Annotated in this window: 9 protein-coding genes and 1 pseudogene; 4 read left to right on the top strand and 6 right to left on the bottom strand. The window is 65.6% G+C overall.

Going from position 1 to position 9,725, the window contains the following annotated elements; translation table 11 throughout:
• Positions 1 to 443 (top strand): integrase core domain-containing protein (locus AWC16_RS20250; protein WP_165759213.1); only part of this gene is annotated, 443 nt, incomplete at its 5' end.
• Positions 444 to 825: 382 nt separating this feature from the next.
• Here AWC16_RS20250 and AWC16_RS24540 read toward each other — a convergent pair.
• On the bottom strand, positions 826 to 966 hold the full coding sequence (locus tag AWC16_RS24540) for a hypothetical protein (protein WP_165759277.1): 141 nt from the start codon (positions 964 to 966) through the stop codon (positions 826 to 828).
• Positions 967 to 1,399: 433 nt separating this feature from the next.
• Here AWC16_RS24540 and AWC16_RS20245 point away from each other — a divergent pair, with 433 nt between their 5' ends.
• Entirely contained in the window at positions 1,400 to 2,518 is a 1,119-nt protein-coding gene (locus tag AWC16_RS20245) for a Fic family protein (protein WP_207572364.1), read from the top strand.
• A 50-nt stretch (positions 2,519 to 2,568) separates the two neighbouring features.
• Here AWC16_RS20245 and AWC16_RS20240 read toward each other — a convergent pair whose 3' ends face one another.
• Positions 2,569 to 4,017 carry an oxygenase MpaB family protein gene (locus tag AWC16_RS20240; RefSeq protein WP_085266504.1) on the bottom strand — a complete coding sequence of 483 codons (1,449 nt, stop codon included), beginning with the start codon at positions 4,015 to 4,017 and terminating at the stop codon, positions 2,569 to 2,571.
• A gap of 49 nt (positions 4,018 to 4,066) precedes the next feature.
• On the opposite strand from AWC16_RS20240, the gene AWC16_RS20235 reads away from it, so the two are divergent.
• The gene (locus AWC16_RS20235; RefSeq protein WP_085266503.1) at positions 4,067 to 4,678 is read left to right on the top strand and encodes a TetR/AcrR family transcriptional regulator; all 612 of its coding nucleotides are present in this window, start codon (positions 4,067 to 4,069) and stop codon (positions 4,676 to 4,678) included.
• A gap of 147 nt (positions 4,679 to 4,825) precedes the next feature.
• A pseudogene (locus AWC16_RS20230) lies at positions 4,826 to 5,587 on the top strand (class I SAM-dependent methyltransferase); the annotation flags it as partial.
• Positions 5,588 to 5,605: 18 nt separating this feature from the next.
• Here AWC16_RS20230 and epsC read toward each other — a convergent pair.
• From epsC to AWC16_RS20210, 4 genes are read right to left on the bottom strand one after another with little or no spacing between them, the layout of a single operon-like run.
• Positions 5,606 to 6,193 carry a serine O-acetyltransferase EpsC gene (gene epsC, locus AWC16_RS20225; RefSeq protein WP_085266521.1) on the bottom strand — a complete coding sequence of 196 codons (588 nt, stop codon included), beginning with the start codon at positions 6,191 to 6,193 and terminating at the stop codon, positions 5,606 to 5,608.
• Between the two features lie 8 nt (positions 6,194 to 6,201).
• Positions 6,202 to 7,137, bottom strand: coding sequence for a cysteine synthase A (gene cysK, locus AWC16_RS20220; RefSeq protein WP_085266502.1), 936 nt, complete (start codon positions 7,135 to 7,137; stop codon positions 6,202 to 6,204).
• On the bottom strand, positions 7,137 to 8,810 hold the full coding sequence (locus AWC16_RS20215; RefSeq protein WP_085266501.1) for a family 2A encapsulin nanocompartment cargo protein cysteine desulfurase: 1,674 nt from the start codon (positions 8,808 to 8,810) through the stop codon (positions 7,137 to 7,139). Before AWC16_RS20215 ends, cysK begins: the two co-directional genes overlap by 1 nt.
• A complete protein-coding gene (locus AWC16_RS20210) occupies positions 8,797 to 9,720 on the bottom strand; it encodes a family 2A encapsulin nanocompartment shell protein (protein ID WP_085266500.1) in 924 nt (307 codons plus the stop codon). The genes AWC16_RS20215 and AWC16_RS20210 overlap by 14 nt, the downstream gene beginning before the upstream one ends.
• Positions 9,721 to 9,725: the final 5 nt, after the last annotated feature.

Raw genomic sequence — 9,725 nt, 5'->3', positions numbered from 1 at the left:
GCAGTTTGCGTGCTGAATTCCTCAGTACACGAATGCCTTTCACTAACTTAAAGGCTGCACAGCAGGCGTTGGACGAGTGGGTTGACTATTACAACACCGCCCGCCCGCACCAAGGAATCGACATGATCACCCCGGTTGAGCGGTTCACCCCAGGCCCGGCGGGGGCACCGGCGCGGCCCAGCGCGCCGATGGTCGTCGATCGCAGCGGTGATGACTGGGTGTCACGTCGGGTCACCACCAACGGGGTCGTCAGCGTGGCCTGGCAGCAAGTCAGCGTCGGAGCCCACCACGCCGGCGCCCGCTGCGATGTCCACGTCGACGGCGACCTGCTGCGATTTTTCATCGGCGACGATCTGGTCAAGACCGCCGCGCGAACCAGCCACGGCGAGGTAAGAAACAAACGGGCCTTCCGCACCCGCGAACAGGCCCCATCACTAACCTAGGGTGTCAAGGATCAACCGAAGACGATCCGTCAAGGATCAACCGAGGTCGAACAGCGGCTCCAGCTACCAGCAAGTATGACGGTCACAGGGTCGGTTGTACCTCCTTTGGCTCTGGGATCACCGGCCTGTAATGACTCGGCGCTGGCCGAACTGCTGGGGCGGATTTGCCGGCGGGGCACGGCGGGGCCCACGGAGCTTGGGCTTCCGGCGTTCCCGTATCGCTGGTGGTACAGCCATGAGCGTCGGGTTATGCCGCCCGGATACTGTTCGGCTTCCGCTGGCTGTGGCGAGTTTCTGTGGCGAGTGATCAGGTCTTCGACGTCTTCGTGGCCATCCGCAAGTCCGACCGATCTTGTCTTGTAGCCGCGAATCTCACCCTGGTTCATGCAACGAGATAGCCCCAGCGTTCACCATCAGTCCATTCGGGCGGCAGAATCATCTCCGCGACCTCGGCAAGGCTGTAGGGCTTGGATGGGGCGGCGGCACCGTCATCTGGAATGTGGTGTTCCGGCTGTTCATCCATGCTGGTGGATTCTGCACGGCTTGCCCACAATCATGGCTTCAACGTCCGCACTCTTTTTATGCAAAACGCATAGAAGGGCTGGTGGCGGACGGCCTGCGGGGCGGCGACCTGATCGGTCTCGACGGGGTTGGTTGCGCATGAACTGTGGGGCTGAGCGCCGAGCGTGCTCGCGCCGTGGCGGTTCCCACGTTCCTGACCTGCGATTAAGGCGGCTGGCCTGGACGTCTGCTGTGGTTCGATCGGATCGTGTCAGACGTTAGATCTTCGGGGAGGATCTAACGTGATTCGCGATTGACGTTAAATTACATCGCTAGAATTAACGTCAGGCGCTGGAGGTGGCGCCAGATGTAACGCGAGAGGGCTGGTGACGACAAAAATGCAGGTTGAGCTCTTCGAAAACTCGCCAGTCGGCACCTTGGTTCCAATCTCTGGTATGGACCACCTGCTTGGCGAGGCGTACTCGCACTACGCGTTCGTGCCAGAGCCGTTGCCCGACGACATCCAACTTGCAGCACGTTCAGTGAAGGTGTTAGAGGAAGCCGCGCGAGCTTTGGGCAGGCTCGATAGCAAGATTCAACTGCTGCCGAACCCCAACCTGCTGGTTAGGCCATCGCTGCGCAAGGAAGCCGTGTCGACCACTGCGCTCGAAGGCACGTTTGCTCCGCTCTCGGAGGCCCTTGGCGCCGACTATGTCGACGAACAGCACCAAAGTGCCGAGATCAGGGAAGTCATGAACTATGTGCGGGCTGCAACGTTGAGCATGCAGATGCTCGACGAACTTCCCATCTGTCTCAAAATGCTTGGGCAACTTCAAGCGACGCTCGTCCGTGGCACGCGAGGCGATGCATACGACGCCGGTGAACTACGTCAGCGGCAGGTATGTATAGGCCAGCAGGGCGGAGGGGTCGACGCATCACGATTTGTGCCACCGCCGAACGGGGACATCTTGGTCGCTGGAGTGAGTGACTGGGAGAAGTGGGTCAACAAAAGCGACGACCTGCCTTTGCTAGTCAAGGTTGCGTTAGCTCACTACCAGTTCGAGACGCTCCACCCGTTCAGCGACGGTAACGGCCGCCTCGGCCGGCTCATCATCACCCTGCAACTTATGCAGGCCGGCGTGCTGAAGTACCCCATCCTCAACCTGTCTCCCTGGCTCGAGCCTAGGCGGGAGCGCTACATTGACCATTTGCTCGAAGTCAGTATGACGGGCCAATTCGAGCCATGGATCAACTTCTTCTGCCAAGCGGTAGTTGCCAGAGCAGACGCCGCCACAGAAACGATCGCGGCGATGCTCGACGTCAGGGAGCAGTTTGCTGAAGAGTTGCGGGCTGATGGAGCGACTGGGATGGTGCTTCAGCTCGCCTCCGACCTGATCGGATTCCCCTATATCTCTGCTGGTGAAGCCGCTGAGCTCTATGGCGTTGCCTATCCCACGGCCAACAATGCCATTGCAAGACTCGTCAAACTCGGGATCCTCGAGGAGATAACCGGACGTGAATACGGGCGCATTTTCAGATGCCCTCGCGTATACGAAATCATTGCCCGGGCGTAATAAGGCCCGTCCGCAGTAGTCCACGCTCCAAACGTGCAGTTCGCACCGGGTCAATCGACCGGGTGGGGAACCGGGCAGCCGGTCGTGGCCGCCCGGGGCGGGCCGAATCCGCCTCCCGACGTCGAGTCGTCGTGGTGGGTGTACGCCATGGCGATGTCGTGGTAGCGCCGGGCGAAAGACGATATGGCATCCACCAGCTGGTCGACTCCCGGCGGTCCATTGCGATACAGGACACGTCGGGCCAGGTGCACCCCTGGCAGGCGGTCGCGCACGCCCAGGGCACGGGCGTTGAGAACTGCGGTCTGCCGGAACAATTCGCTGTAGATCCGGTATGGCACGTCGAATTCGGGAGCCCCTGCGACGAACTCATGCACTTCGTCAAGGCCGAACACCGGAACCAGCGGCGCGATGGCACTGGCGGCGAAGCCCTTGCAGATCGCGGTCGACAACAGCGAACGGGCCGGCCCCGGGAACCACGGCAGGTAGGTTTCGGACACGGCGTCCAACGGTTGCCGCACGGTGTGCATCAGTTCTTCCCGCCACCCGGACGGGTCGCCGCCGCGCGAGAAGATGTAGTTGAGCGAGCGAATCATCTCGCCGCCATCCCTGGCGCGCAGGCGTTCGGGGGCGCCGATGAGATGGCCGAACCAGCCGGCGAACATCGCTATGTCATCGAGGTCCCGCGCCGACAGGCGGCGGCCCAGCCGGTGATCGACCAGACGAGTCAACAGCGGCCCGTTTCCAAAGCCCAGTAGTGATGTCGCCGCGATCGGCTCCCCGAATTGAAGATAGTGATCGTCGCCCCACGCCCGGCGCAGTCCGCGACTGGCCAAGGCGTGCATGAGACGCACGCGCACGATGGTCTGGAAAACCTCGGTGCGCGGATCGTAGATGTCGGGCTTCATCGCCAGGGCGAACATCCGCAACGTCTCGACATAGCGGCGGACCGAGTCGCGCTTGAACCTGCCGGTCGCGCCGGTGGCGGCCGAGATGTCGGCGGTCATCGCCGTTTCGAACAACGCCCAACCGATGACCAGGCGTTGCGCCGAGAACGACGCGGTGGAGAGGAGCAGCCGGCCCCGGTCGGCGGCCTTGATATCCAGCCATGACGGGCGCGCGGTGACGTGGCCGAAGAAGTCCACGAGCTCGGGGGGAGCGTCGGCCACCGTGTCGATCCCGCGCGTCAACGCCTGCTCGAACATCGGCCGGACCGTCGCGGAGCCGGCGCGGTCGAAGAGATCGACGACCGGGATGACGCGTTCATCGGCCTGCCAGAACATGTCGTCGCGCGTCCTGGTGAAATCGTTCGGCTCCACCGCCTGGTCGATATCGATCCAGGGACCGAACAGGTACTCCCGACTCGGCCGCCACCGGTCGGCGAAGAGATCTCGCCCCGGCGGGATCGGGCGCAGCGGCCGGTCCTCGTGGTCCCGGCGGTTGAAGTCGACGTCGGCGAGGGTCAGCCGAGCCCGTCGAGTGGCCTTCGAGAGTGTCGGCATCTTCTCACGTTTGCACGAATGCAACTAATCCGTCAAGATCATTGCAATTATGCAGACAGCAAATGCGGCCATCATCCCGTTCCCCAGCCTCGCCGAGCGCCTCCCGGTACCGCCGCCGGCGCGGCTTGACCCGCTGCTGGACGCCACCGTGGTGTGCGTGGCCCGCTACGGACTGTCCAAGACGTCGGTCAGCGACATCGCCCGCGAGATGGGTGTCGCGCCCAGCACCGTGTATCGCAACGTCCGCTCGGTCGACAACGCCGTGCTGCTCGCGATCGCCCGTGACGGTCGCCGGCTGATCGACCGCATTCCGGAGGTCGTCGCCGGAATCGACGGGCCTCGGGTGATCACGGTGTTCCTCGCCGAGTCCATCCGGCAGTGCCGCGCACATCCCATGGTCGACAAGATCCTGCGCGACGAGGCCGACTGGGTCGGCAAGCTGGTCACCCGCAAACTCGATGGCATCTTGGAGTCGGGCGCCGAGATGGCCGCACCGCTGCTGGCCGCCGCCATGGAGGTCGGCGTCATCCGCAGGCAGGATCCCTCGGCATTGGCCCACTGGACCGCCCGGCTCGGGTTCACCTGCGTCCTGTCGCCGCCTCCCGGCGATCTGAACGAGGCCCTCGACGCACTGCTCTTGCCGGCGCTGCAGCCCAACTAACGACAATGATTTTCAATAAAACGTGATTCGCGCTACCATCAGACCCGCGCACCTCCCCTGATCCCTGCACCAGCGGTCGTTGCCGGTGCGCGCGACGCCGCGGCGGTGAAGTGAGCAATCCCGTTGTCTACCAACGCCAAACCTAAAGTCTCATCGTTGTTCCGCCACATCGAAATCCTGCACGGCGAGCGGCCATGGGGCAGCATGCTGGATTCCGGCGCCGGGGTGAAGTCCATGCAGTGGATCCAGACACTGGCGACCGACCGCTGGACTGCGGTCACCGCGGCGTCCAACATGGCTGAGTCGACCCGCGCCGCACTGGGCGAGGAGATCCGGCCGCAGGACCGGCTGCTGGTGGGCAACTGGATCGATGAAAGCCTGCTCGCCGGAGAGACCTTCGACACGGTGCTGGCCGACTATCTGGTCGGCGCGATCGAGGGCTTCGCCCCGTACTGGCAGGACCGGGTGTTCGAAAGGCTGCGCCCCCTGGTCGCCGGCGACGGCCGGCTCTATGTCGTCGGTCTGGAGCCCTACGTTCAGTACCGGCCCAGCACCGAGAGCGGCCGCATCGTCTGGGAGATCGGCCGAGTCCGCGACGCGTGCCTGCTCCTGGCCGGCGAGCGGCCCTACCGTGAGTACCCGCTCGAATGGGTGCTCCGGCAGCTGGAGCTGGCGGGTTTCCGGGCCGTGGAGAGCCGGCGCTTCCCGATCCGGTATGGCACCCGATACATCCACGGCCAGCTCGACATGTGCCTGCGGCGGCTCGAACGCTTCAGTTCCCCGGAACTCGGCGACTCGATGCGACAGTACGTCGAAGACCTACGGTCCCAGGCGCTGGCGGTACACGAACGCGAAGGCGGACTCCGGCACGGTCGCGACTACGTGATCGCCGCCGAGCCGATGGCTTGAAAAGCCTCAGATGTGCCTTCAGATATACATCGCCGGGTCGATATAGGTCGTCGGGTCCACCAGCGGCTCACGCTGCTTCTCGGTGCGGTGACGCACCGCGGCTGGGATTCCGGTGGCAATGCAGTCCGCCGGAACATCTTGGGTGACAACGGCATTGGCGCCGATCGCACTGCCGTCGCCGATGCTGATCGGGCCGAGTACCTTGGCGCCGGCGCCGACCGTGACGCCGTTGCCGATGGTCGGGTGGCGTTTGCCGTGACTCAGCGAGCGCCCCCCCAGCGTGACGCCGTGATAGACCATCACGTCATCGCCGATCTCGGTGGTCTCGCCGATCACCACGCCCAGGCCGTGGTCGATGAAGAACCGCCGGCCGATGGTCGCGCCCGGGTGTATCTCGATGCCGGTGGCAAACCGGGTGGCCTGGGCCAGGACTCGGGCCACCCCGCGCAGCGCCGGTCGGGCCCACAGTCGGTGCGCGATCCGATGTGACCAGATCGCGTGCAGGCCGGAATAGACCAGGGCGTTCTCGAAGTCCCCGCGCGCGGCCGGGTCATGATCGCGCGCGTTGCGCAGATCCTCGCGCAGCGTCGCCCATATGCCTGTCATCGACGTGATCATTCCCGAATGTGCTCGAACAGCGCCGTCGAGATGTAGCGCTCGCCGAAGTCGGGGACCACCACCACGATCAGCTTCCCGGCGTTCTCGGGACGTTTGGCCAGCTCCAACGCGGCCCACACGTTGGCGCCGGCCGAGATTCCGCCGAGGATCCCCTCCTCGGTGCCCAGGGCTCGCGACACCCGGATGGCGTCGTCGAACTGCGCGTCGATGATCTCGTCGTAGCAGTCGCGGTCGAGCACCTCGGGCACGAAGTTGGCGCCCAGGCCCTGGATCTTGTGCGGGCCGGGGTCGGCACCGTGCAGGATCGCGGAGTCCTTCGGCTCCACGCCGACGATCTGAACCTCCGGCTTGCGGGCCTTGAGGGCGTGCGAGACGCCGGTCAGCGTGCCGCCGGTGCCGATACCGGCGACAAAGATGTCGACGGCGCCGCCGGTGTCGTTCCACACCTCCTCGCCGGTGGTGCTCTGGTGGATCGCCGGGTTGGCCGGGTTGGCGAACTGGTCTGCGGACAGGGCGTTGTGGGTGTCGGCGACGATCTGCTTGGCCCTTGCCACCGCACCGGCCATGCCCTCGGAGCCGGGAGTCAGCACGATCTCGGCGCCGTAGGCCCGCAACATCACCCGCCGTTCGGTGGACATGGTGTCCGGCATGGTCAGAATCACCTTGTAGCCCCGGGCGGCGCCGACCATCGCCAGCGCAATGCCGGTGTTGCCGCTGGTGGCCTCGACGATGGTGCCGCCGGGGCGCAGCTGACCGGATTTCTCGGCGGCGTCGATGATCGCGACGCCGATACGGTCCTTGACGCTGTTGGCGGGGTTGTAGAACTCGAGTTTGGCCACCACCTGGGCGTCCAGGCCCTCGGTCAGCCGGTTGAGCCGCACCAGCGGGGTGCGGCCCACCAGCTCGGTGACGTTGTCGTAGATCCTGCCCATCAAGCGCCTCCCTCGGCAATGCGCCGCACTGCCCTGATAAACACGTCGATCTCCTCGAAGGTGTTGTAGAACGCGAACGACGGCCGCACGGTCGCCTCCAGGCCGTAACGGCGCAGGATCGGTTGCGCGCAGTGGTGACCCGCGCGCACCGCGATGCCCTCGGTGTTGAGCGCCTTGCCGACGTCGGCCGGGTCATGACCGGCCAGCACGAACGACAAGACACTGGCCTTCTCGTCGGCGGTGCCGATGATCCGCACCCCGGGGATATCGGCAAGGCGCGGCGTGGCGTATTCCAGCAGCGCGTGCTCGTAGGCGGCGATGCGTTCGATGCCCACGCGTTCCACATAGCGCAGCGCTTCGCCCAGGCCGACCGCATCGGCGATGTTGCCGGTGCCCGCCTCGAACTTGTTGGGCGGCTCTTGATACAGCGAGCGTTCCAGGGTGACGTCGGAGATCATGTTGCCTCCACCCTGCCACGGCGGCGTCTCGGCCAACGCCTCCGCGGTGCCGTACAACGCGCCGATCCCGGTGGGTCCGAAGATCTTGTGCCCGGAGAACACGAAGAAATCCGCGCCCAGCGATTGCACGTCGATCGGGATGTGGGGGACCGACTGTGCCCCGTCGATCAGCACCCTGGCGCCGTAACGGTGTCCGAGTTCGACGATGTCGTGTACCGGGGTGATGGTGCCCAGCGCGTTGGAGACGTGCGTGGCGGCCACCAGCTTGGTGCGTGGGCCCAGCAGATCTTCGAACTCACCCAGCAGCAGGTTGCCGGCGTCGTCCACCGGGGCCACCTTCAGGATCGCCCCGGTCTTCTTCGAGATCAATTGCCACGGAACGATATTCGCGTGGTGCTCCAGATGCGTGATGACGATCTCGTCGCCGGGGCCCAAATGCTTGCCGCCCCAGGCGTAGGCGACCAGGTTGATCGCCTCGGTGGTGCCGCGCAGGAAGACGATGTCCTCGCTGCGCGGTGCGCCCAGGAACCGCCGCACGGCGTCGCGGGCGTCCTCGTAGGCATCGGTGGCCCGCGCCGCGAGTTCGTGCGCGGCCCGGTGGATGTTGGAGTTCTCGTGGGTGTAGAAGTGCGACAACCGGTCGATCACGGCCTGCGGCTTCTGGGTGGTGGCGGCGTTGTCGAACCAGATCAACGGCTTCCCGTTGACCGTCTCGCGCAGGATCGGGAAGTCCGCGCGCACCGTGTCGACGTCGAAGACCTCATGGGAGTCCGGGATCTGCGGAACCGGTTCCGCGGTGTGGGCGGACGCCGGTGCGGACAGGAAGTAGTAGTTCGCCTCGTCGCCGCCCCCGGCTGGAGCGGGTGTGCCTCGCCAGTCCAACTGGGGAACCGTGGCGGTGCCCGCCGGCCAACCCGGTGCCGATCCACGCGGTGCGACCGGTGCCGACGCTGTCGCCGGGGCGCCGGCCAGGACAGCGGGCACGGTCGGCACGATGCCGGCCGGCACCGTGAACGCGGTGAGGTCGGCTATCCCGGGGGGCAGCAGCCCGGTGGGGTGCGGAACGGTGCCGCGTGGGGCCACCGCCGTCATCTGCGGCGGTGAGTCCAGGCCGGGCCGGGCGGTGAACAGCTGGTTGGCCAACACCTCCAGCTCGGCCGCGCTGACCGGTAGGCCACCGGTGGCGCCTACCGGTCCCTGGTCACTTGTACTCATGGAACTTGTCCACCGCGACGTCGTCGAGCACGGCAAGCGCATCGTCGGTGAGCACGGCCAGCGAGTTGTACAGCGTGACCAGGTAGGACGCGATCGCCGATCGGTTGATGCCGGTGAACCGCACCGACAGGCCCGGGGCCTGCTCGCCGACCAGGCCGGGCTGGAACAACCCGACGACGCCCTGACGCTCCTCGCCGGTGCGCACCAGCAGGAACTTGGTCTTGGAGCCCTCCACCGGAACCTTGTCGCTGGGCACGATCGGGATGCCGCGCCAGGTGATGAACTGCGCACCGAACAGGCTCACCACCACCGGCGGCACGCCGCGGCGGGTGGCCTCCCGGCCGAACGCGGCCACGCCCAGCGGATGCGTCAAGAAGAACCCCGGGGTCTTCCACACCTTGGTGATCAGCGAATCCAGGTCATCGGGAGTGGGCGGACCGGTCAGCGTGGAGATGGTCTGCTCCGGGGTGACCTGCGACAACAGGCCGTACTCCGGGTTGTTGACCAGCTCGAACTCCTGGCGTTCCTTGATGGTCTCGATGGTGAGCCGCAGCTGCTGGGCGACCTGGTCGTGCGGGCTGGAGTACAGGTCGGAGACCCGGGTGTGCACATCGAGCAGGGTGGAGATGGAGCGCAGCGTGTACTCGCGCGGGCTGGTCTCGTAGTCCACGTACGTCTGGGGGAGCGGCTCCTCCGAGCCGGCTCCCTGCTCGGCCGCAATGGCGACCTGGTCGGGGTTGACCACCCGGTTCACCCGGTAGATGCCGGCCTCGACCGGAACCCAGTTCAGCAGGTGCAACAGCCAGCGCGGGGTGATGGTGGCCAGCTGGGGGACGGTCTTGGTCGCATTGGCGAGTTGCCGTGCTGCGAGATCGCCGAGCGCCTGAGATTCGTTCTGAGCGGACGTCATTGCTT

The organism is Mycolicibacter longobardus (assembly GCF_002102265.1).
Lineage (GTDB): Bacteria > Actinomycetota > Actinomycetes > Mycobacteriales > Mycobacteriaceae > Mycobacterium > Mycobacterium longobardum.
The sequence above is the reverse complement of the archived record's forward strand: the minus strand, read 5'-3'. Positions and strand labels throughout refer to the sequence as shown.